A 22,908-nucleotide genomic window follows, 5' to 3' on the forward strand; every position below is an offset into this window, starting at 1 on the left:
AGCGAGCAGGTGGGATAGATGAGAATGGCATTGTGTGCTCCTGGCTCAAAAAGCATCCCTTAAATAAACCGGGTGATGGTCACAAAAGTTACGCAAGATTTGGAACAGGGGTGAGCAGTTGCCAGGGTTATGGAGAGACAAGGTAAAAAGAGCAATGTGCTGAATGGTCTGGATCAGGCGGGCTGAGGTTTTTACTGAAGGTGGGTAAACGCCGCAGCGGCTGCAAATAGTCTACTCACACTGCTGTGAGGACGGGTAAAACATGCGAGAGATTGGGCATGAATATGCGCTGAACGCCATCATCACTGGCTTCTCTCCTGCGCAGCGGGCTATGCATTACCCACATGTCGCGCTGCGTTAGGCCGGGCTGCACGTGCTCTCCGTGGCGCAGGCTTCCAGCCTGCGTGGAGGCAATCCTCTCCACCGCTGTCGGGTGCCGGCCGTGGCCGATGGTGCGCAGGCATGAACCTGGTACAACAATACCTCTACGCGCAGGGATCGCATGCATGCCTGACCGACTGATGATCGGCACGAACACATCCAGCATCCCCGTGACCAGGATGGGTAACGGTGGGCCACGCGCCGGATCGTGAGTACGGCTGGCGCGGCAGCATGGCTGCCGCACTCCACACCGTGCGACACGCGCATAACGAGCGGGTACAGCAATCCATCCAGCACGTGCCGGCACGGCTGGAGTGGCGCCCTGCCGCCGGGCCAGTCGCTCACAACAGCACCTATGGTGATCATCCCCGCTGATACGCACGTGGTTGACACCAGGTATGGGTAATGCATAGCGCAGCGGGGGCGGGGGGATTCTATCAAATCTGAACCGACACTATGCATCATTCGGGTTGTAACAGCCGTGGTGAAGCGCTGTCAGGCGTACCACCAGCGGGTCGTCGCAGGTGTATTGACTGGTTTAGTATGTTGTTCAGCAGTGCGCTACGGCTCGCCCCCACCCTAATCCGCCCCCGCTGGGGGCGGGAACTATGGGTGCAGGATAGCTTTTGCTGTCGCAAGTTGGTTCAGGGGTGCGATATGCCGTCGGGTACAGATACTACAGGCTGGGGAGCGCGCGCCTCTAGCGCGCTCCCAGCTTGCAGCAGTGCGCGTGCCCGGCTTCCAGAGGGGCGCACCGGAGGCGTGCGCTCCCAGCTTGCAGCAGTGCGCGTGCCCGGCTTCCAGAGGAGGACGTCGGAGGCGCGTGCTCCCAGATCGCAGGCGAGCGCGTGCCCGGCTTCCAGAGGAGCGCACCGGAGGCGCGCACTCCCAGCTTGCAGGCGAGCGCGTGCCCGGCTTCCAGAAGGGCGCGCCGGAGGCGCGCGCTCCCATCTTGCAGGCGAGCGCGTGTCCGGCTTCCAGAGGGGTGCGCCGGAGGCGTGCGCTCCCAGCTTGCAGCAGTGCGCGTGCCCGGCTTCCAGAGGGGTGCGCCGGAGGCGCGCGCTCCCAGATCGCAGGCGAGCGCGTGCCCGGCTTCCAGAGGGGTGCGCCGGAGGCGCGCGCTCCCAGATCGCAGGCGAGCGCGTACCCGGCTTCCAGAGGGGTGCGCCGGAGGCGTGCGCTCCCAGATCGCAGGCGAGCGCGTGCCCGGCTTCCAGAGGGGTGCGCCGGAGGCGCGCGCTTCCAGCTTGCAGGCGAGCGCATGTCCGGCTTCCAGAGGGGCGAGGCGGAGGCGTGCGCACAACGGTGCAACACTCGTATCAAATCCGGTTGCATTGCAGGCATGACCCCTGCCGACGAGAGTCGTAGGGGCACGGCATGCCGTGCCCCTACAGTCTGGCGACCGCCTGCTTATGACGCGCCGGTGGTACACCTGAACGATGCACCTTGTTGAGCAAGATTTGATGTTAGGTGCATCGTTAGGGTGAGGTTGGATGGCGTATGACCTCTACCATCCAGATAGGATATTACCCCTACCGTTGCAGGGACCTATCGCCAGCCGCCAATGGCCTCGAAAATGGCGCGGTCGTGGTATGGTTGAGGGACTGTTGCCTGCGGTTGTGCCAACAGATATTCGGCCATCTCCTCGAAGGGGCGCGTGCATTCCTCTTTCCCCGGCCCCTCCATCTCGAAGAGGGTTTTACCGGCGAGCCGCGAGCGGCGAATGAGATCGTGGTACGGAACGCGCCCAATGACTTTGGTGCCGACCTTCTCGGCAAACTGGTCGAGCAGGTTGGTGCCACCGCCATATTCGTAGTCCACGCGATTGGCAATGATGCCGGCCAGTTTCACCTTGTGGCGCTGTGATTTTTGCGATATTGCCAGGCAGAGCCGGTTGGCGGCGAAGATGCTGTCGAAGTCGTTGCAGGCAATGATCAGGCCGTAGTCGGCGTAGTTGAGCGGTGCTGAAAAGCCGCCACAGACCACGTCGCCGAGTACGTCGAAGACGATGACGTCGTACTTGTCGTAGAGACCAAATTCTTTCAGCAGTTTGACCGTCTCACCCACGACATAGCCGCCGCATCCGCTACCGGCCGGTGGACCACCGGACTCAAGTGTGTCAACGCCGGCAAAACCGGTGCGAATCACATCTTCCTTACTCACGTCTTCGAGATGGAAATTTACGCTGTCCAGCACGTCGATCACGGTCGGTTGGAGATGGCCGGTTAACGGAAAGGTGCTGTCGTGCTTCGGATCACAACCGATCTGGAGCACTTTGGCGCCTTTGAGCGCCATTGCCGCCGAGAGGTTGGCCGAGGTGGTCGACTTGCCGATCCCACCCTTGCCATAGATTGCGAGGATGAGGGACATGGACAACTCCTTCTTTTGGGCCGGCGATGCCGGCTGCGAATAACCTGTACGTATACGTTACGAGGCGGATGGTTCGAGATCGCGATTGAATTCGCGTCGGTAGACATCGGCATAGCGGGCGAGCGCACGGTAGACGTAACCGGGTACGATGCGTCGTTCCAGCCGACCATGCCGTTCACGGACGAATTGCAGGTTGCGCAGGAGCTTCATCTCGATGACCGAACGAGCGAATTCGAGACCTTTTGGCCCGCTACGGCGCTGGATGAAGGCGACGAGCTGGCGGATTGGCCAGGGCGGTCGTTTGCGCGGCTGGCGCAGCATCTGGATGTAGGCCGGCATACCTCGCGTGCGGTCGCCGCCGCTGATCGGCTCCCGCTCCTCAACGTGGGAGCGCAGCAGATCGTAGAGTTCAGCCCCCCGTTCGGTACGGATGAGAGTCCACTGCCAGCGCTCGTCGGGTGGTAGTGGTGCGCCCATGTAGCCGATGGTTAAATCCGATAGCCCATTCTGGTAATCGAAGCAGCTTAGACAGGCCGGTGGAAAGACCCCTAACTGGCCGCCGAGACGGTCAACATCGAGATCGACGAAGTTGACTTTCTCGACCGAACCGTCTTCGTGTTTGAGCCAGATACGAAAATCCTGCATAAACTCGTGATGAATAACCGTCTCCGGCGAGCGCGAGACAACCTGCAAGAAGCGTTGCAGATCGGGATAGGTTGTGTTGTCGGTGCAGGGAATCCCGATGACGTAGAGGCGTTCCAGGCCGAGCTGATCTTCAATTGCGCGCAGGGCGTGAACCTGACAACCGGTGCCAATGTAAGCAATCCGGCGCAACCCACTCTGGCGGACCTGGGTCAGGACGTCGAGCGTTGGCGCAAGGCAGGGTTTGTTGCCGCGAGTCGCACGCACTTCGTCTGGAGTACGGGCCAGAATGGGGAGAGGCGCATACCGGGTACCGGGCACTGCACCGGTCGTAATCACCCCTTCGACCAGGCCGTGTTCGAGGAGCAGAGCGCCGAGGCTGGTGACAGCGCCGCTCCATTGGGCATCGGGCACCGGTGGCCGCATGCGGAAGACGCGCAGATCGCGATAGATGCCAAAGAGGAGTTCATCGCCGTCACGACGGTTGCGTCCGTGCAGGCGACGCTCGATCTCTTCAGCACGGTTGTTGACGAAGACGCAGCTCTGCGCCATGAATGGCCGCAATTCGCCGGTGCAGATGCCGCAATCGCTACACAGTTTTGGTCGTCCGGCCAGGCGCTCTTCGCGAGAGAGCAGCGCGATCTCGGCCAGTTGACGCGAAGGTTTTGGCCGGCGAGGCACGTTGGGAGAAAGGGCTGTGCTCATGCGCCAAGCTCCTCCTTCGCGGCCAGCAGCACCTCTGCCGTAATGACCGCGTGACCACGCTGACGGGCATATTTCTCGACATTCCCGCGCACCCGGCCACGCACAAAGAATGGCACTTTCTTGAGCATAGCTTCCGCATCGGCAGCCCACACTGGATCAACGACGGCGGCAGGTGTGGGTGTCGCGGGTGCGCTGGTGAGAGATGGAGCAGATGCCACGGCGATAGCCGGTTCGTTCTGCGGTTGGGGACTCTCGACCGTTGCCGCTACTGGAGCCGGTTCAGCGACAGGAGTGCGCTCGGTTTTCTCGGGCAGATCGAGGCCGGCATCACCGAACAGATCGATCAGATGCTTCTCCATACCGAGGGTACAGGTCGTGTAGACCTCATCGGCGATGACATCAGCACCGTCGAAACCCAGGAAGGGGCGATAGGCGAGGAGATGGTTCTCGATGTGGGTTGGCGGTGAGATGACCATGCAGTTGAGATCGTACCGTCGTGAGGTATGGCGTTCCATCTGAGTGCCGCACACCAATTCAGGGCGCAGGGCAGCAATGCGGTCTGCCACCACCTGAAACTCATCGGTTACCAGCACCTCATCGACATAGCCGGTCAACTGCTCACGCACCCAATCGGCCTGATGCTTGACATAGGTGCCGGCGCCGGCAATCGGCATGCCCAGCTCATCGCGCAAAAAGCGCGTGACTCCAACCACGTGGGTGGCATCGCCGAAGACAAAGGCCGGCTTGCCGGAAAAGCTATCCATATCAGCGGTACGGGCGAACCAGGGCACAGCAGATGGTGCCGACATACCGTCGAGTGAGAAGGCGGTCAGCGGTGGCATTGGCACATCGGCCCCGGCCTGGGCCAGTAGCTCACGGAGACGTTCGATCCAGCGTAGCGTGGGTTGGACACCAATCGGTGCATCGAGGAGGGCCGGCACCCCAAACTGCTCTTCGAGATAGATGGCAGCACGCAGACCAAGCTCGCGGTAGGGAGCAATCGTGAGCCATGCCGCCGGCAAACGGCGCAGATCGGCGATACTCGCGCCCCAGGGTGCAACCACGTTCACCTCAAGCCCTAACGTCTTCAGCATACGCCGGAGACTGATCAGGTCGTGGCGGGCGTGAAAACCGAGTGACGCCGGGCCGAGGATATTCACTGTCGGACGTTCGGTGCGGGGCTGCGGTTTAGCAAAGCGCTTCACCAGATCGGTAAACAGACTCTCGGCGGCAACTATCTCTTGCATACGGTAGGGATTGGCATCGTACACCATCACCTCGCACTGCAAGCCGGCATGCTGAGCCGCGATTTCAAGATTCTCTTGCAACAAAATGGTGGAACACGAGGCAACCACGACAATCAGATCGGGGTGGACTCGTTCTTCCACCTGACGCAGCGTATCGGGCAGCCGGATCGTGCCGCGCGCAAGGTCGGTACCGCTGACCACGCTGGTCGTCATGGCCGGAAAATTGGGTGTGCGGTCGAGCATCGCAAAGATGGCATTGACATAATCATCACCCTGGGGGGCGTGAAAGACGGCGTGCACATTCCGCATACTGTTGGCGATCCGGCCCACACCGTGGTGAGCAGTCCCTTCATACATCCAGTAAGCCAGCCGCATGAATCGTCTCCTCTAGGATTGCAAAGAGATAACACCACCGGACGAACCGGGCATCATACCGGTCAGCCAGATCGGATCGGAGCCGAGTGGATCGAGACGGGCATGGCGTTGCAGAGCGCGGGTAAAGGATGTCACCAGATTATTGACGCCGGCCCAGCCGTGAATGGGGAGAAAACAATATTCAGTACCCCACTTGGCAACCGTTCCCTGACCGACCAGCGGATTGGTGGTGATGATGTTGGAAATAATCAGATCGGGCTTTGTCTCGGTAATTGTGCGCAACTGGCGATGGAAATTGGCCTGTTCGACGAGACGGACTCCATCGAGTGCCGCCAGCTCGGCGGCGTGGAAGCGGCGATTGATGTAGGGGGTAGAGCACTCGACAACTTCGGCTCCACACGCCTTGAGAAAACGAGCCAGTGGCAATTCCATCAGCGTATCACTGGCGAAGAAAATCTTCTTACCGCGCAGCAGATCGGTATGATGTTTAATCCGCTCCCAGGCTGCCGCCTCGCGCTCACTCAGATCGACCTGCATCCCAAACTGAGCTGCCAAATCTTCCCAGAAGCGACGGGTTCCATCAGGGCCGAAGGGGAACAACGAAGAGAGCACCGTGCAGCCACGTTCATTGCGCAATTGGGTCGCGGTCTTGTGCAGATAGGGTTGGAGCGGGGCAATGACAGTCCCCGGTCCAATTGGTGGCAACTCGGTGAAATGGCTGGCGGGCAAGAAACCGGCGACCGGAATGCCCAGGCGTGCCGCTTCGAGCGAAAAGTCATCGGCAATCGCATCATTGACCGAGCCAAGGAAAACCACCCGCTTATCGTCCGGTGGTGCCGGTGGGCAGAAGGGGATCAGCGCCTGCAACACCGAATCCTCGCTCTGCGAAAACGTATAATCGAGGCCAGAGGCCGGCACAAACAGCACCGGCACTTCCGGTGTGCTGACCGAAGCTGCCAGTCCTTCAAACTCAACCTTCATCACTTCAGGCGTACACGACGAGAGCAGAAAGATCACGGAGGGATGGTGCTCGCGCTTGATCTCCTCGATCTGGGCCGAGATGTCGGGTTGTGATGAACTCAGGTCAGACTCTTCGAGCAGTGAGACCGCAAAACGTGGTCGGGCGAAGATCATCACGCCGAGCGTATTTTGCAGCAGATGAGCGCAGGTATGGGTGCCGAGGATGAGGAAGAAGCTGTCTTTGATCTTCTGATAGAGCCAGCCGACACTGACCAGGCCGCAGAACGAGTGGTAAATACCATCCTCACGGATGGGAGTCGCTTTTGACTGCATAGCGCCTCCTCGCAGATTGTAGTACCCATTTGGAACTACCGGATTTAGAAACATTTTAGCATAAAAAGCAAGAAGGTGAAGTATAAACAAATTTGGTGCAAAAGCCGTGCAAGGGAGGGGAGGATGCGATGACAGCGTGCAGAGGTGAATGCTTTTTCCTATCTTCAGTCAGACTTATGCATGAGTATAGAGCCTAGTGATGTCTTGGGTGTCCTCAGCTCCGACTCCTCGCTCGTGTATCTTCGGGATCGGACAGCATGCGAGTGTACGCAGGAGATAGGGCTTGGGGGCGATCTGGAATATCCAAACCCGCACGGCGGGAGAGGTCAACCAGCGGGCTGTGCCAGGGTGGCTTGGTGCAGTAGAAGTTGCGTTAGCTCGTATTTTCTTTCCACCCCTGAGCTGCTGAAGGGAGGTGATGTTTGCATATCAAGCAGAGTATCATTCCACTGAACGCACTTGCATCAGAGGAATGTCTAAGCACTGCCTGCATTACCGAACCAGTGCTATGGATGGATATCGACAACGCGGGTCAGGTTGATAATGGCAGGCAGAAAGAGTGAAATGAGACAGATGTTCAATTTACCTGCAAAACTCTTTGCACTTTTTTTGTCCATGCTTGCTGTCCATGGCGTATGAGTGCGCTATTTGATCAAAAATGTGTTGACCATTGCCGGTATCCATGCTAGAATAGGCGCGATTACCACAGAATCCTGATCACTGCCTTGGGGCGGAAGTAGAAGGAAGGACAGGTCATGGCGGATCCCGACAGCATCTTGCAACTTGGTATTGAGGCGGCGCGGAAAGGGGAGAAAGACGAAGCGCGTAGGCTCTTCCGCCTGTTGACCCGTGAACATCCAGAGAATATTCAAGGATGGCTCTGGCTTGCCGGTGTGGCAGCGGATCGCGAAGAGCGGCAAGCTGCACTCGAACAGGTGTTACGCCTCGATCCGCAAAATGAGATGGCTAAAAAGGGATTGCAGGCTCTGGGTGTGACACCAAAAGCAGCTCCGCCGCCGGCACCGCCATCACCACCACCATCCCCGGCACCAGCTCCCGTATCAACGATGCCCGATATTGACGAAGACGATCCGTTCGCCCAGCTTGATGCGCTGTCTGAGGTGATGGCGACCGATGCCGGCCCGGTGCGACGCGATCCGGCAACACCACGACCGGAGACGACAAGTGAGAGTGAGTCGCCTGCATCGACCTCTGCACCGCCGCCCCGTCCGTCACGTGCTGCTGAACCACCACGAACAAGTCGTCCCAGCACCAGTTGGGCACGGGGCAGTAGCAGTAGCAAGCCGGCGAAACCGGCCCGTAGCGGAGGCTTGTTTGGTGGCCTTTTCCGTCGCTCAGGGCCACCACCGCAGAGGGGAGATGATATGGACGAAGAGACGGTGCCGGCAAAGCGTGGCCTGACCCCATTGACGTTGGTGCTCCTGGCAGTGCTGCTGATCAGTTGTATCGGTCTTGGCTTCATCTTTTTGTCGCAGCGCAATCAGGTGGCGACACCTTCTCCAGCTCAGGCTACATCACAGGCGGCGACCAGTATTGCGGCCACAACCGAGGCATCGCTGGCACCGACAACACCGACCGAACCCCAGCCTGAACCAACTACGGCACCGACTGAGGAACCGACACCGGAACCAACACCGGAGCCGACACTAGAGCCGATTCCACCAACGCCCGATCCGGCGCTGGCGAACCCGACACTGGTGAGTCCTGGTACGGAGCTGACCAGTAATGGATGGGCTTACGATTTCAATCAGCCAACCTATGCAGCACCGATTATTGGTCCACTCAATGGGATTACTCCCAACAACGGTCGCTTCGTGGTTGTGCTGGTGTTTGTCCGTAACACGACCGGTCAGGATCAGCCGGTACCGCTGGACTTCTTCGTCCTGAAGGATGCCCAGGGTCGGGTGTGGACACCGCGCCTCGATGCGTCTGATGCGTACCTTATCCGGGGGATCAATGCCGACTTGAGCCATAGCGAGCCGGTGCCTGCTGACGGTTTTGTGCGCAGTGTGGCAATTCTGTTTGATGTCGCCCCCGATGCGACTGATCTGGTCTTCTTTGCGCGCAGCAATCCCGATCAAGGCTGGCTGGTCTTACCTCGCGTGTAGTTGCGTCGTGTTCGGGGAGGATGGGTGGGGGATTTGACTCCTGACGATCTTGAGCAATGGCTGACCCGCGGCGCGTTAGCAGCGCGCCGCGGTGATTTTGTGATGGCCCGGCGTATCTTTCGGGCTTTGAGTCGCCGGGCGCCTGCTGAGCGGCGGGTGTGGATTGGGCTGGCACGGGTGGCCGAGAGTGCTGCCGAGCGGGAAGAGGCTTTGCGTCGTGCTGGAGTTGCTAATGCTGTGCTCCAACCCCTGCCCCCCGACCTGCACCAGCGCGCTGGTGCAGCGTTGCATCCCACTCAACAGTCTTTACCTGTAGCGTCATCGCTGAATATTGACGCAATTCCACCCTCTCCTTCGGTGTCGGATACTGCTGTGATGCAACCGCAGCAAGTTGTCTCGCCGCAGACTCTTCCTCAACCACAAGCTGTCACGCCGGTTACAGACCAGCAGACCCGCTGGCGCGGCTGGTGGTTGCTGGTCGTCCTGCTGGTGTTGGGTGGATGGTTGATAGTCATGCTTGCCGGGCAACTGTTCGAGGCAGCGCCATCCGTTGCTACACCGCCGACGCAGTCGGCCATTGGCCCCCTACCATCACCATTGTCGGTGCAGACGATAGCAGTTACGGTACCGGTGCCGACACCATCACCGCCACCGCCGACACCACTGCCGCTACCTTCCCCTTCGCCGGTGCCGGATACCAATCCCTTCGGTCAGTTTGTGGCCTACGATGGCTGGCAGATCAGTCTGTTGCGACCGGATGATGTAGTGGTGGTCGATGGTGCGTTGGGCTTGCTCCAATCCGATGGTCGGTTGTTAATTGCCTTGATCGCAGTGAGTAATGAAGCGTCGCGTGAGCGCACGCTGCCGTCCGGTCTGTTTACCATCGAAGACGATACAGGTCAACGCTACTATCCTCTGCCAGGTGCTTCGCTGCGCTACCTTGATCAGTTTGGCCGCGGTCTGTACGGTGACCTGGCCCTGGAAGACCAGTTCACGGCCCAAAGTGGCTTGCGGAGTGTCCCTCTCGTGTTTGAATTGCCGCGCCAGCGGACACCGGTGCGGTTGTGGGTGGGAGACAAGGGCTGGCAGTTGCGGTGAATACGTCACCAGTGCGCTCTCCAGGATGACTTCCTTCCGGCGCTGTCGGGTAGCGTCGAGCTGATGGTTGGGATAGCGTGAGTGGCTTGCGCTGTTTTTAGAGGTACTATGCGACACGCCCCCACCCTGGCCCGCCCCCGCTGGGCTATGCATTACCCACATGTCACGCTGCGTTAGTGGGCTGCAAGCGCTCCCCGTGGCGCGGGCTTCCAGCCCGCGCGCAGGCATCATCGCCACCGCCATCAGGGGTTGGCCGTGGCCGTTGGTGCACAGGCACGAACTTATTGCAACAACACGTCTACGCGCAGGGATCGCATGCATGCCTGACCGACTCGATGATCGAAACAAGCACATCCAGCATCCCTGTGACCAGGATGGGTAACGGTGGGACACGCGCCGGATCGTAAGCACGGCTGGCGCGGCAGCGTAGCTGCTGCAATCCAAACGTCGCGACACGTGTATGACAGGCGGGTAAGGCAACCCATCGAGCGCGTGATGGCATAACCGGAGTTGCCCTCTGCCAACGAGTCAGGAGCCGGGTAGGCTGTCGGTGGTGATGGGCAGGCGTGCAGGTGCCCGTGCGACCGTCTGGTAGCACGACAGCACAGCGTTTATGAAATAAGTTCTAATCATCAGCACCCCCTTCCCAACCTATTTCCTCTCCTCTCTTCTACAATCATGCCGCCCCCCCCCTTTCCTCCAACCTATTTTCTATCTTCTATTTTTCTATCTTCTATCTCCTACCTTCTACAACCATCTCCCTCCCAACCTATTTCCTCTCTCCTCTCTTCTACAATCATGCCGCCAACCCCTTTCCTCCAACCTATTTTCTATCTTCTATCTCCTACCTTCTACAACCATCCCCCTTCCCAACTATTTCCTCTCTCCTCTCTTCTACAATCGGCCCCTTCTTCTCAACCTATTTTCTACCTCCTATCTCCTATCTTCTCATCAAACGGTCTAGTACTGCCGGCCCCAACGCAGCGGCAACATGATCGGCTAACCGGTCAAAGGGATCGGCTCTTGCCACGGGTGTGGTGGGTGGTTGCCAGCCTAACCGGCGAAGCCAGCCCCGCCGGAATGTGTCATTGGCGAAAATGCCGTGCAGGTAACATCCCCAGACCCGGCCATCAGAGCTGATGCAACCATCGTCGGCGCTCGTGGGAGTGTTGCCGCGCTGGATGATGCGCAGGAATGCCGGCGCTTCGCCGCGTCGGTAACTTTGCCCCATATGGATTTCATAGCCTTGCAGTGGCTCATTGCCGGCCCAGGGAACCTGAGCGCAGGCAATGGTCTGGGTTGTTTGTTTGGCAGTGGTGAAGATGGTTTCGATGGGCAGTAAGCCCAGACCGGCGGCCTCACCGCCACTCCCTTCAACCGCCAGTGGATCGCTGATCCGTTCACCCAACAGTTGATAACCGCCACAAATACCAACAATGGCGCCGGTGAATTCCCGGAGTGCGTTGTCAAATCCGCGTTCGTGGAGCCAGTGCCGGGCGGCGAGGGTGTGTTTGACGCCGGGCAGGATAACGGCAGCGGCACCGGTGAGTTCAAGCGGGTGATCGATGTAGCGCACGACGACACCCGGCTCGCGGGCCAGCGGATCGAAGTCGTCGAAGTTGGCAATGGTGGGTAGACGAATCACGGCGATGATCAGGCCGTGGGCAGGCGCGACCGGCGGTTGCTCCAGTGCAACCGCATCCTCTTCGGGTAGCCCCAGGTCGTCCAGCCACGGTATGACTCCCAGCACCGGCAATCCGCTGCGCTCTTCCAGGATGGTTACGCCGTCGGCGAAGAGGGAGGGATCGCCGCGAAACCGGTTCACGATACAACCGGTGATGAGCTGCCGTTCTTCGGGTTCGAGCAGCATAAGCGTGCCCAGTAATTGGGCAAAGATACCGCCGCGATCAATGTCGCCGACCAGGATGGTTTGAGCCTGTGCATAGCGCGCAACGCGCATATTGACAATGTCGCCCGGTTTCAGGTTGAGTTCAACCGGACTACCGGCACCCTCGGCGATGACCAGATCATACGTTGCCCGCAGATGGTCCAGGTTGCGGGTTACGACCGACCAGAGCTGGGCTTTGCGTTGCCAGAAATCGGTCGCTGTCAGGCTTTGCCAGGGCCGGCCTTCGACGATGATCTGGCTGCGCCGCTGGCCTTCGGGCTTGATGAGAATGGGATTCATCGCCACTGTCGGCGCGATGCCGGCAGCAGCGGCCTGGACAGCCGTGCTGCGGGCGATCTCTTTGCCGTCGGCGGTGACGGCAGCGTTGTTGCTCATGTTTTGGGCTTTGAACGGTGCTACTCGAAGTCCGCGCCGATAGGCCAACCGGCAGAGGGCGGTGACCAGGGTGCTCTTGCCAACTGATGATGCAGTTCCGACGACCATGAGTACAGGCGCTTGCATTGTCAATCCTCTCGTTTGTAACAGCGCGGGCTTATACCTGAGTTCTGGCGTGGACATCGCGCCAGGCTGCCAGTAACCGGGCATTCTCGGATGGGCGTCGGGGCGCAACCCGCACCCATTCCGGTAACCCGAACGATGTACAGTCGCGCACAACGCACCCGCGCACCAGCAGTTGCTGGCGGGTCAGTGCCGCATTGTCGCAATGGACAAGCATAAACGGCAGATGGGCGCGCCAGACGGTCAGGCCGATCTGGCGCAGGTTTTGGGCCAGTTCGCTGCTGGCATCCCATAGCGCCGGGAGCGTGGTGGCAAGAAAGCCGGTATCGTGCAGCATCGCTGCGGCGGCAGCCTGCGCTGCACTGCTCACGCTCCACGCCGGTTGGAAGCGGGCAGTTGCGGCTATCACGTCGGGATCGGCAATCATGTAGCCAATGCGGAGGCCGGCAACCGCATAGCTTTTGGTGAGCGAGTAGATACGGATCAGGCGCGACGGGCTGTTGTGGTCGAGTGGATCGTGACCGGTCTCGTCACGACCCAACGCCAGATAGGCCCGGTCGAGGATGAGCCAGCCTTGATGAAGTGCGCAGGTATGAGCCAGTTCTGTGATCGTCGTTACCGACAGATTGACCCCGGTGGGATTGTTGGGGGAGCACAGCCAGATCAGCCGTGGACGCAGTCGTTCGATGGTGAGCAGGAGTTCGGCGAGATCGGGTTGGAAGCCGTTGCCAACGGTGCTCCGTATCTCGATCACCCGCATGCCGGCCAGGTGTGAGGCGTAGGCGTATTCGCCGTAGGTTGGGGCTACGACCAGAGCTGTGGCACCGGGTTCACCGAGGGCACGGGCTACCAGGTGGATCAGCTCATTCGCCCCGTTTCCCACCAGAACGGCCTCCGGCTGACAGTGATGGATGGCTGCCAGATGCCTGCGCAGGTGCAGACAACTGCGATCAGGGTAGGGGGCTGGATTGAGGGTACGCAGCGCCTGTAGAACCGATTCTGGTGGCCCGAAGGGGTTGATGTTGCTGCTGAAGTCGATCAGATGGTCGGCGCGCAGGCCAAGCCGGGCCAGTTCAGCCTCGTCGAGCGCACCGTGCACTACCGGTTTGTACGCATCCATGCTGCCTCCAGAGAGCGTAATTCGACTGGTATGCCGCATACCACCAGATAGACTTCGGCGGCGGCGGCGGCGATCTGCTGATTGACCCGACCCAGGAGATCGCGATAATGCCGGCCAAGCGGGTACGCCGGCACAATCCCCATCCCGACCTCGTTCGTGACCGCAACAAAGGTGAGGTTGCGGCTGGCAATGGTGGCCAGCATCGCGGTGATTTCGTCATCAATCGCCGGTTCCGGTGCCGCTTCGTGGGCCAGCAAGAGGTTACTCACCAGCAGCGCCAGGCAGTCGAGTAAGACGACTGTGCCGGGCGGGAGATCGGTAAGCACACTGGCCACGCCGGTCGGGGCTTCGATGGTGTGCCAGGTATCCGGGCGACGGGCACGGTGGTGGGCAATCCGTTCGCGCATTTCATCGTCGCCGGCAGTGGCAGTGGCGATGTAGACGATCTGTTCGCTCAGCCGGGCCGCATAGTGTTCGGCACAGCGACTCTTGCCACTGCGGGCGCCGCCGGTGAAAAGAACAATCTGACTCATACAGCATCTCCCCGGTTGGTATATCGCTCTTCCTTCTGGCCGGTCTGATACCGGCCTGCCGCCGCCACGAATCGCGTCGCCGCCTGTGGGCAGCTCAGAAAGTGCAGATGAATGTACGACGCCAGGGTTTGACCATTGACAATGCCTTCCGTTGCGGATTGTGGTCGCAAAGCGTCGGGCAGACAGGTGTAGAGGGGAGTGACAGTTGGCGGACGCTCTTCCCACACCGAGTAGTGAAACTCGTGGCCGCGGATGGTCTCGCCGGCGTGCCAGAGCCAGGTATCGGTTTGGGCAACGACCGTGCGGTAGCCGAGGGTCAGACGGCGGGTCATTCGTGAGTGACCGGGCAAGAGACCGACCATTGGAAAGGTCTGGCCGTGCTGATCGATCAGAGATTCGGTCAGGTACATCAGTCCGCCGCACTCGGCGTATACCGGCATGCCGCTTGCGGCTGCGGTACGTATCGCGTCACGCAGAGATTGGTTCGCACTCAGTTGCGCAGCGTAGAGTTCGGGAAACCCACCACACAGGTAGATCGCGGCAGTCGCTGCCGGTAGTGCCCTGTCGTGCAAGGGGCTGAAGAAGGCCAGGCGGGCACCGGCAGCTTCCAGCAGGTCGAGGTTGTCGGGATAGATAAAGTTGAAGGCTTCGTCGCGGGCCACGGCGATGACCGGTCTGTTGCTCTGATCGGTTGCGGTGACGGTCGGGAGCGGCGGGATGGTAAGGGGCGGAGCGCTACGGGCAATCGCGAGCAGACGATCAAGATCGACGGTAGCCGCAATTCGGTTGGTGACCGCAGTTAACCACTCTTGCCAATGCCCAGGCTCGGCCACCGGCACCAGCCCCAGATGGCGTTCGGGTAATGTCAACCCTTCAGCCCGTTCAAGGTACCCCAACACCGGCACCCCAATCGTCTGTTCAATGGCCGTCTGAATGATGGTAGCGTGGCGTGGGCTACCGACTCGATTCAAAATGACCCCGCCGATATGCAGCCGGCGGTCGAAGTCGCGCAGACCGGCAACCAGCGCGGCAGCCGTGCGCGCCATCGCTCTGGCATCGAGCACGATGATCACCGGGGTTGCCGTCAAGCGGGCAATGTGAGCACTACTGCCGGTGTCATCGTCGGTACCGTAGCCGTCGAAGAGACCCATGACGCCTTCGATGAGCGCCAGATCGGCATCGCCACTCCGGCGGGCCAGGATGCCGGCGATCTGATCGACAGGCATCAGCCAGGAGTCAAGGTTGTGGCAGGGTCGTTCAGCAGCCAGCGCATGGTAACCGGGGTCGATATAGTCCGGGCCGCACTTGAAGGGTGCAATCCGCAAGCCGCGTTGCCGGAGGGCACCAATCAAACCGGCAGTCAACGTCGTTTTGCCGCTCCCGCTCATCGGTGCGGCGAGCAACAGTCGGGGAAGCTGCATCGCATGTACTCCGTCTATTCCGCTCGTTATCCATGGCTAATGGGTGCGGTATCGCTACTCTTCCCACAGCATGGCGTCGCCAGGAGATCGGGCAGGGTTGTACCAGGCAAGTCGATCTGCCAGCGCCGCAACCTCTCCCACCACCAGCACCGCGGGCGGTGGGAGCTGGATCAGCCGTTGCTGGTCGCAAAGGGTTGCCAGCGTTGCCCGCAAGGTTGCCTGTTGGGATGTGGCACCCCGGCTGATCAGTGCTGCCGGAGTGTCGGGATTGCGTCCGGCAGCGATCAGGGCCGAACAGACCTGTTCAAGCCGACCGAGGGCCATCAGTACGACCACGGTTGGCGAGGCGGCCAGGAGTGACCAACTGATGCCGCTGCAACCGTGTGGGGTCGCTTCATGGCCGGAGACAACGGTGAAGGCAGTCGCTACGCCGCGCCACGTCAGCGGAATGCCAGCGTACAGAGGAACGGCCAGGGCCGATGACACGCCGGGAACGATCTCGAAGGGTAGACCGGCGGCGGCCAGGGCAGCCGCTTCTTCGGCGACGTGGGCGAAGACGCCGGGATCGCCACCCTTCAAGCGCACCACCTGTAAGCCTTCGCGCACCAAGCGCACCAGCGTCTCGTTGATCCCATCCTGACGAAAGGCGTGGTGGCCTGGCCTTTTCCCGACAAAGATGCGTTCGGCGTGAGCCGGTGCTTCGTCGAGCAGGGCAGCGGCGATCAGCCGGTCGTAGAGCACGACATCAGCCTGGCGCAACACCGTCAACCCACGCACTGTGATCAGATCGGCGCGACCGGGGCCGGCGCCGACAAGGTATGCTTTACCGCTCATGGTTGTGAACTCCAATGCTGTCTAGCCAATCGGCGATTGCATCGCGCAAGGCAACGGCCCGACCTGGGGCTGTGCCGGCGCTGCTCACCGTAATCGTGATCCCGCCACTGCGATAGATTGCCGGAACGTGAAAATCGCCTTCGTCTGGGGCATCGGCGACATTGCAGAGTGCGCCGGCGGCAATCGCCGCCGCAGCGATGCGGGCATTGACTGCACGATCATTGGTGGCGGCGAAGACCAACCGGGCACCGGTGAGGTCGCCGGACTGGTATGTGCGCCGTTCCCAGATCAGGCGCCCTTCCTGCGCCCACGCCATCAGTTGGTCGGTTGCGGTTGGGCTGATGAGCCGTACCGGTATGCCGGCGGCCAGCAAGCCACGGACTTTGCGTTCGCCAACCGCACCACCACCAATCACCACTGCCGGCATGTGGGCCGGTTTGGTGATCACAATCGGGTAATCTGTTGTTTTGTTTGACATAAGAAAGTCTGACGGTCGGGCTGGTTGGGTCGTGTAGCCACGCGGGGTGACGACGTGGCCGGCCAGATGAAAGCTCTGACTGTTCCCAATTAGCACCAGGGTCAGCATGTCGGCCTGTTGCGGATCGGCGTCGGCCAGGGTGGTTATCGTAATCTGTTCGTCTTCGCGACTCACCTGCCGGCCAAAGACGACCGGTGTCGTTGCCGGTCGGTGGTCGCGCAGGATAGAGAGTGCTGTGGCCAGTTGCCAGTTTCGACCCTGCGAGCGGGGGTTGTATAGGGCAACGACAAAGTCGGCATGTGCCGCAGCTCGTAGCCGGCGTTCGATCAGAGGCCATGGCGTGAGCAGGTCGCTCAGGCTGATCAGGCAGAGATCGTGGTTGATCGGAGCGCCGATGCGGGCGGCCAGTGCCTGAAATGCGCTCACCCCCGGAATGACCTCGACTTGTGGGTGTCGCCCATCCCAGCCGCCGGCCTGAAGGTTCTCGAAGACCGGTGCGGCCATAGCGTAGATGCCGATGTCTCCGCTGCTGATCAGCGCCACCCGCCGCCCGCTGCGGGCCAGCTCAATGGCGTGGCGCGCTCGCCCCATCTCGTCACCCATCGCCGGTGTTGCGATAACTTCCTGGTCTGGACGCAGCAGGGGCCGGATCAGATCGATGTAGCGGGCATAACCGGTGATGACCTCGGCTTTGATCAGGGCCAGTCGCGCCGCTTCGGTCAGGTGGGCGAGATCGCCAGGGCCGATGCTGACCAGGGTGAGCTGGCCGGTCGGTGTGGTGTCGCTACCGAACGTTGCCTGCTGCAAAGCAACAGCGACGGTGCAACGGGCAAAGCGCTGTTTCGGTACCAGCAGTGGCCCCTGCGCGACCAGGGTGGCGCAGGGTTCGGCCACACCGGGAATATCGAAGCGACTGGCCGCACTGGGGCTAAAGGCTGTCGGGTCAAGGGTCTGGAGCTGAGCAGTTGTGACGATAGTGAGCGGTACACCGAGTTGCCGCGCCAGATCGCTGATGCCGGCTTCGTCAGCCTTGAGATCGGCGGTCGCAATAGTTGCCACGCACTCCGGGGCAAGATCGGCGGTCGCCAGGGTCGCGGAGACGGCGGTAGCGAGTTCGTGTACCGGTACATCGCGCCGACACCCGATCCCGATCACCAGTACCGGAGGCATGTACCGCAACCCTTTATCGCGTAGTTTGTGCCACAGCGGATCGAGGCGACGGTGTGAGACAACAATGGCTGCTGCGAAGCGTGGGTTGGTTAGCTCTTCGGAATCGGCGACCCATTCGACTGTCGCTACCGGTGCCAGTTCGGCGCCGAGCAGTGCCCGTGCAGCGGGTAGGTCGGGGTCAACCCAGACCCCAATCGGATCACCATTGACCAGACACGCCATCACGTGGGTGGTGGCCGAGTCGGTGGCGATGCGCCAGCCCTGCGCCTGACCGATCAGATCGAGCGCCGGTAACCCCTGCCCATCGCTGGCGGTGGTGATCGCAGCCTGACCTCCGGTGAGTGCAGCGATCTGCCGGGCCAGGGCATTGGCACCGGCGCGATGACCACCGATCAACGGCACGACTACATGTCCCTGTTCATCAAGGCAGATCACAGCCGGATCGCTGGTCTTCGCCTGGAGGAGCGGGGCAATCAGGCGTACAGCAATGCCGGTAGCCGCGATCAGAATGATTGCTTTGCTCTGTTGCCAGGCTGTTTGCACGGCTGCGCTGAGGTTGGTGTAGCAGCGTCCACCAGGCGCAAACGCAGCAAACCGCTCTGGGAGCCAGATAGTTGCCGGTAACGTTGCGGCCAGGCGAGTGGCCAGTTCAACGCCGTTACGGGTGAGGGCAAAGATGGCTGTTGTTGTCATACGAACCTCTTCCCGGCTGTTATGCCTCTGCCGTCTCATCAGCCGGTTCACGGCGACGGCGCAACCGATGACTGTAGGTTGGATCGTAGAGCCGGCTGGTTGGCCGGTCGGTACGCTTGTTGGCCGGATCAAGCGCAGGGCTAACCAGGATCAATGCCTGCCGGGTAAAGCCGGCAGCTTTCACCTTTTCGGCGATGTCGCCCAATGTGCCGTGAATGATCACCTCGTCGGGCCAGGTAATGCGGTAGGCAACAACGACCGGTGTGTCCGGCGTGTAGACGCCACCGGTCAGCAGATCACGCACGACCTGTTGCATCCGGGTAATGCCGAGATAGATCGCCAGTGATGCGCCATGGGCCGCCATTCGGCTCAGTTGTTCGTGTTCGGGGAGCGGTGTGCGTCCGGCGGGCCGGGTCAGGATGATTGTCTGCACCAGTTCAGGAACCGTCAGCTCAACCCCCAGGCGGGCGGCGAGCGCAAATGCAGCAGTCACACCCGGTACAATCTCGTAAGGCACACCGGCTTCGTCGAGAGCAGCCATCTGCTCGTGGATGGCGCCGTAGAGTGCCGGATCGCCACTATGCAGCCGCACAACGACCTGGCCGGCTCGCGCTGCCTCGCACATCAGCCGCACAATTTGTTCGAGGTGCATCTCAACCGAACCGAGGATGCGGGCATCGGCGCGAGCGTAGGCTGCCGGCAAGGCCGCGTCAACCAGACTATCGGCGTAGAGAATGAGATCGGCCTGGGCCAGCAGATCACGGCCACGCACTGTTATCAAATCGGGTGCACCGGGGCCGGCACCCACGAAGTAGACAGTTCCTGGAATAGCAGGGTAGGTCATAGTAGCTCTCCGCGACGAACAATTACGAGTGACAGATACGGACGATGGTTCAGGTCGAGTGTGCGCAGATCACGAGTGATAAACTCACCGGCTAAGCCAACCCGTTCGGCGTAGAGGGCGTGATCGATCAGGTTGAGCTGGTGTAGTGCCGCGACGATAGCCGGCAATGCTGTGCCTGCTTTCATCAACACGACGGTGGTAAAATCGCTGAGCAGTCGTTGCAGAGCACCGGCATCGGTTTCGTAACTGGCCGGCACCACGATCAGGCGCTCATCGGCCATGGTGAGTGGGATGCCACCGGCGGCAGCGGCAGCGGCAAATGAGGTGATGCCAGGGATAATGCTGACCGTGATGTCTGGCGCCGCAGCACGCAGCTCGCGCCAGAGGTAGACGAATGTGCCGTAGAGCAGGGGATCGCCGAGCAACAGGTAGACACCGCGGCGGTGTTGGCCGAATTCCTGCTGCATCACGGTCGCAGCGGCCTGCCACGCCGGGCGTAACTGTCCGGAGTCGCGGGTCATGGGCAGGGGGAGCGTGATAATGCGCTGTCGCGATTGATCGATCCACGGGGTGGCAATCTGGAGCGCAATACTGGCATCGCCATCGCGACTCTGCGGCGCAAAGATCACATCAGCCGCCTGAATAGCACGTAGCCCCTTAACCGTAATCAGTTCGGGATCGCCGGGGCCAAGCCCGACCGCGATCAGTTCTGGTGTGTCAGTCATGGTGTTCCTCATTCCGCCAGACAACGATGTACACCGGGTTGAGTGCGGCAAAGCGTAGATCGGATTGGATGGGCGTGCCGCGATTGACTTGAATCTGGGTAACCCGTGCGGTGGGCAAAAGCTGCACCGCCTCGGCGAGATGGCCGGTCATTATCAGGTTGAGCACCAGTCTGCCACCGGGTCGTAGTCGGTGGCGGGCCAGAGCCACGATTTCGGCAAGGCGCCCGCCACTACCACCGACAAAGATGGCGTGCGGATCGGGCAAGTCATGGCAGGCTGCCGGAGCTTCGCCGTGCGTGATGTGCAGATTGGGCGCCGGAAAGCGCACCAGGTTGGTCTGGATATGACCGATAAAGGTGGCACGCCGCTCGACCGCGTAGACTTGCGCGGTTGGGCAGGCGCGCGCAGCTTCGATAGCGACCGCGCCGCTGCCGGCACCGATGTCCCACATCACCTCACCCGGTTGCAAAGCCAGTTCGGCCAGGCTCAGCAGACGTACTTCGCGCTTGGTCAGTTGGCCGGCTTCAGTGCTGAAGGCTTCATCGGTAAGGCCGGGTGGAAATGGTCGGCGGGGATGGTCGTTCCAGACGATCAAGACATTCAGGGGGTCAAAGGTCGCCTCTGCAATGTCGGTGAGAGTGGCCTGGACGATTCGCTGTTTCGTACCGCCAAGCTGTTCACAGACGGCGCAGCGGCTTTCTGGCGCCAGACCGGCGGCGATGAGTGCCTGCGCAACGACAGCCGGTGTCTGATGGTGATCGGTGAGAATTGCCGCTTTGGACGCGGTGAGCACAGCAGGAATGATGGCTGCTAACGGGCGTCCGTGCGCGCTGAGCAAGACCGCATCGTGCCAGGGTTCGGCCAGCGCCGCAAATGCGAGTTGCGCCGAGGTTGGTGCCGGCACGATTTCCAGTGCGTCTGGCGGAAACACACGGCGCAGACTGCTGCCGATGCCGTACCAGAGTGGATCACCCGACGCCAGCACCACTGCCACCTCGCCGTTTTGCCACGCTGCGTGCAGACGGGTCAGCGCCGGTTCCACACTCGCCTCTATCGTTAACCGTTCGCCGGCAAAATCAGGAAACGCCGCCAGGTGCCGTCGCCCGCCTACCAGCAGATCGGCGCGGAGCACGCGCTCGATCAGCGCGGATGACAGACCGTCGCTGCCGGCAGCCGTCAATCCAACCACAAGAATGGGCGTGCGTCGACTCATGCATCCTCCACCGGCTCATCAGTTTCAGGCAACGGATCGTTGGGTAGACGCTCGATCAGCGGTGCCGGCAGCGACGCCGGTCTGGTATGCGCCGGTGCTGTAGCTGCTGCCCGTGCCAATACCCGACCATCGAAATCGACCAGAATGGCCTCGAAGTCCATCGCACCGCCGTGATCGGCGATGAAGCGCAGGCACTGATCGCGGGCCAGTTCGACGATCCGTTGCAGCGGTGCCAGTTGGCCATGCTCCTGGCAGAGTTCGAGGAAATGGCGACCGGTATTGGCCTGTGCGACCGCCTGCACAAATGACTCTGGTGCGCCGACATCACGGCATACCTGGGCCAGGAAGGCAAAATCAACCTGATTGCCCGCCACGTGGGTCTGCATATGCCCCTGCGCTGTTTTGATCATCTTGCCGATCATGCCGACGAAGACTGCCGCCGGTACGCCGTGCGTGACACAGGTCTTGAGAGCATCACCGGTAAAGACACTCAATTCGACAAACGCAAGCTCTGGCAATTCAGGGAAGAGTTGCATGGCAAACTTTTCTGATCGACCGCCGGTGCATAAAACAATTTTGGGAACGGCGTTGCGGGCAGCCATCTCAACCGCCTGAATGACACTCGCGCGCCAGGCGGCAGTGCTGTACGGAAAGACTTTACCGGTCGTGCCGAGAATACTGATCCCGCCGATGATGCCGAGACGCGGATTGAGGGTCTTTTGCGCAATCCGTTCACCATCAGGCACGCTGATGATGACCTCAAGCCCCAGGCGTTCCAGAAAGGCTTCGCCGCCGGGAGCATATTCGCGCACGGCGTCGAGCACATTCGCCGTGATCTGCTGACGCGGTACCGGATTGATGGCCGGCCCACCGACCGGTAAGCCGAGGCCGGGCAAGGTGACTCGCCCAACGCCTTCGCCACCATCCAGGTGGATTCCCGGCGTTTCCACAATGCGCACCAACGCACAGATCAGGGCACCGTGGGTCACATCAGGATCGTCGCCGGCATCTTTCACCATGCAGCAGTACGCCTGTTCGGCATCGAGGCGGGTGACCGCCGGTGTCATGGTGGCCGTCTCGCCAATCGGCAAGGTGATCGTGACCTGATCCGGCCAGTGCCCGCTTAGCAGCGCAATGGTGGCTGCTTTGGCTGCTGCTGCCGCATTGCTGCCGGTGGTGTAACCGGTACGCGACCCTCGTTTGTTGCGTGGCGGAACCATATCGGCCATA

The 22,908-nt window shown here is 60.9% G+C and carries 17 protein-coding genes; 3 read left to right on the plus strand and 14 right to left on the minus strand.

Annotated features, from left to right (window positions below; genetic code table 11):
* Positions 1 to 612: 612 nt before the first annotated feature.
* A complete protein-coding gene (locus CAUR_RS21240; protein ID WP_157866448.1) occupies positions 613 to 756 on the plus strand; it encodes a hypothetical protein in 144 nt (47 codons plus the stop codon).
* 1,173 nt (positions 757 to 1,929) lie between these two features.
* Here CAUR_RS21240 and bchL read toward each other — a convergent pair.
* The 4 genes from bchL to bchN are packed head-to-tail and all read right to left on the minus strand — an operon-like array spanning position 1,930 to position 7,013.
* A complete protein-coding gene (gene bchL, locus CAUR_RS13415; RefSeq protein WP_012258413.1) occupies positions 1,930 to 2,751 on the minus strand; it encodes a ferredoxin:protochlorophyllide reductase (ATP-dependent) iron-sulfur ATP-binding protein in 822 nt (273 codons plus the stop codon).
* 57 nt (positions 2,752 to 2,808) lie between these two features.
* Positions 2,809 to 4,098: a Coenzyme F420 hydrogenase/dehydrogenase, beta subunit C-terminal domain gene (locus CAUR_RS13420; protein WP_012258414.1), complete on the minus strand. Its 1,290-nt coding sequence runs from the start codon at positions 4,096 to 4,098 to the stop codon at positions 2,809 to 2,811.
* A complete protein-coding gene (locus tag CAUR_RS13425) occupies positions 4,095 to 5,720 on the minus strand; it encodes a ferredoxin:protochlorophyllide reductase (ATP-dependent) subunit B (RefSeq protein WP_012258415.1) in 1,626 nt (541 codons plus the stop codon). Before CAUR_RS13425 ends, CAUR_RS13420 begins: the two co-directional genes overlap by 4 nt.
* A 12-nt stretch (positions 5,721 to 5,732) precedes the next feature.
* The gene (gene bchN, locus CAUR_RS13430; RefSeq protein ID WP_012258416.1) at positions 5,733 to 7,013 is read right to left on the minus strand and encodes a ferredoxin:protochlorophyllide reductase (ATP-dependent) subunit N; all 1,281 of its coding nucleotides are present in this window, start codon (positions 7,011 to 7,013) and stop codon (positions 5,733 to 5,735) included.
* 755 nt (positions 7,014 to 7,768) lie between these two features.
* Here bchN and CAUR_RS13435 point away from each other — a divergent pair.
* On the plus strand, positions 7,769 to 9,142 hold the full coding sequence (locus tag CAUR_RS13435) for a tetratricopeptide repeat protein (protein WP_012258417.1): 1,374 nt from the start codon (positions 7,769 to 7,771) through the stop codon (positions 9,140 to 9,142).
* A 24-nt stretch (positions 9,143 to 9,166) separates the two neighbouring features.
* A complete protein-coding gene (locus tag CAUR_RS13440) occupies positions 9,167 to 10,240 on the plus strand; it encodes a tetratricopeptide repeat protein (protein WP_012258418.1) in 1,074 nt (357 codons plus the stop codon).
* A 940-nt stretch (positions 10,241 to 11,180) separates the two neighbouring features.
* On the opposite strand, the gene CAUR_RS13445 is transcribed toward CAUR_RS13440, so the two are convergent.
* From CAUR_RS13445 to CAUR_RS13490, 10 genes are read right to left on the minus strand one after another with little or no spacing between them, the layout of a single operon-like run.
* On the minus strand, positions 11,181 to 12,650 hold the full coding sequence (locus tag CAUR_RS13445) for a cobyric acid synthase (RefSeq protein WP_012258419.1): 1,470 nt from the start codon (positions 12,648 to 12,650) through the stop codon (positions 11,181 to 11,183).
* A gap of 31 nt (positions 12,651 to 12,681) precedes the next feature.
* Positions 12,682 to 13,767 carry a pyridoxal phosphate-dependent aminotransferase gene (locus CAUR_RS13450; protein WP_012258420.1) on the minus strand — a complete coding sequence of 362 codons (1,086 nt, stop codon included), beginning with the start codon at positions 13,765 to 13,767 and terminating at the stop codon, positions 12,682 to 12,684.
* Complete coding sequence (gene cobU, locus CAUR_RS13455) at positions 13,746 to 14,300, minus strand: bifunctional adenosylcobinamide kinase/adenosylcobinamide-phosphate guanylyltransferase (RefSeq protein WP_012258421.1); 555 nt, start codon at positions 14,298 to 14,300, stop codon at positions 13,746 to 13,748. The genes CAUR_RS13450 and cobU overlap by 22 nt, the downstream gene beginning before the upstream one ends.
* A complete protein-coding gene (locus tag CAUR_RS13460; protein WP_012258422.1) occupies positions 14,297 to 15,721 on the minus strand; it encodes a cobyrinic acid a,c-diamide synthase CobB in 1,425 nt (474 codons plus the stop codon). Before CAUR_RS13460 ends, cobU begins: the two co-directional genes overlap by 4 nt.
* Before the next feature lie 54 nt (positions 15,722 to 15,775).
* A complete protein-coding gene (gene cobA, locus CAUR_RS13465) occupies positions 15,776 to 16,555 on the minus strand; it encodes a uroporphyrinogen-III C-methyltransferase (protein ID WP_012258423.1) in 780 nt (259 codons plus the stop codon).
* A complete protein-coding gene (cobJ, locus tag CAUR_RS13470) occupies positions 16,545 to 18,896 on the minus strand; it encodes a precorrin-3B C(17)-methyltransferase (RefSeq protein ID WP_012258424.1) in 2,352 nt (783 codons plus the stop codon). The genes cobA and cobJ overlap by 11 nt, the downstream gene beginning before the upstream one ends.
* A 19-nt stretch (positions 18,897 to 18,915) precedes the next feature.
* On the minus strand, positions 18,916 to 19,740 hold the full coding sequence (gene cobM / locus CAUR_RS13475; protein WP_012258425.1) for a precorrin-4 C(11)-methyltransferase: 825 nt from the start codon (positions 19,738 to 19,740) through the stop codon (positions 18,916 to 18,918).
* Positions 19,737 to 20,465, minus strand: a complete 729-nt coding sequence (cobI, locus tag CAUR_RS13480; protein ID WP_012258426.1) for a precorrin-2 C(20)-methyltransferase — start codon at positions 20,463 to 20,465, stop codon at positions 19,737 to 19,739. The genes cobM and cobI overlap by 4 nt, the downstream gene beginning before the upstream one ends.
* Positions 20,458 to 21,678: a bifunctional cobalt-precorrin-7 (C(5))-methyltransferase/cobalt-precorrin-6B (C(15))-methyltransferase gene (locus CAUR_RS13485; RefSeq protein WP_012258427.1), complete on the minus strand. Its 1,221-nt coding sequence runs from the start codon at positions 21,676 to 21,678 to the stop codon at positions 20,458 to 20,460. Before CAUR_RS13485 ends, cobI begins: the two co-directional genes overlap by 8 nt.
* Entirely contained in the window at positions 21,675 to 22,907 is a 1,233-nt protein-coding gene (locus tag CAUR_RS13490) for a cobalt-precorrin-5B (C(1))-methyltransferase (protein ID WP_012258428.1), read from the minus strand. The genes CAUR_RS13485 and CAUR_RS13490 overlap by 4 nt, the downstream gene beginning before the upstream one ends.
* Between the last annotated feature and the right edge of the window lies 1 nt (position 22,908).

The organism is Chloroflexus aurantiacus J-10-fl (assembly GCF_000018865.1).
Classification (GTDB): Bacteria; Chloroflexota; Chloroflexia; order Chloroflexales; family Chloroflexaceae; genus Chloroflexus; species Chloroflexus aurantiacus.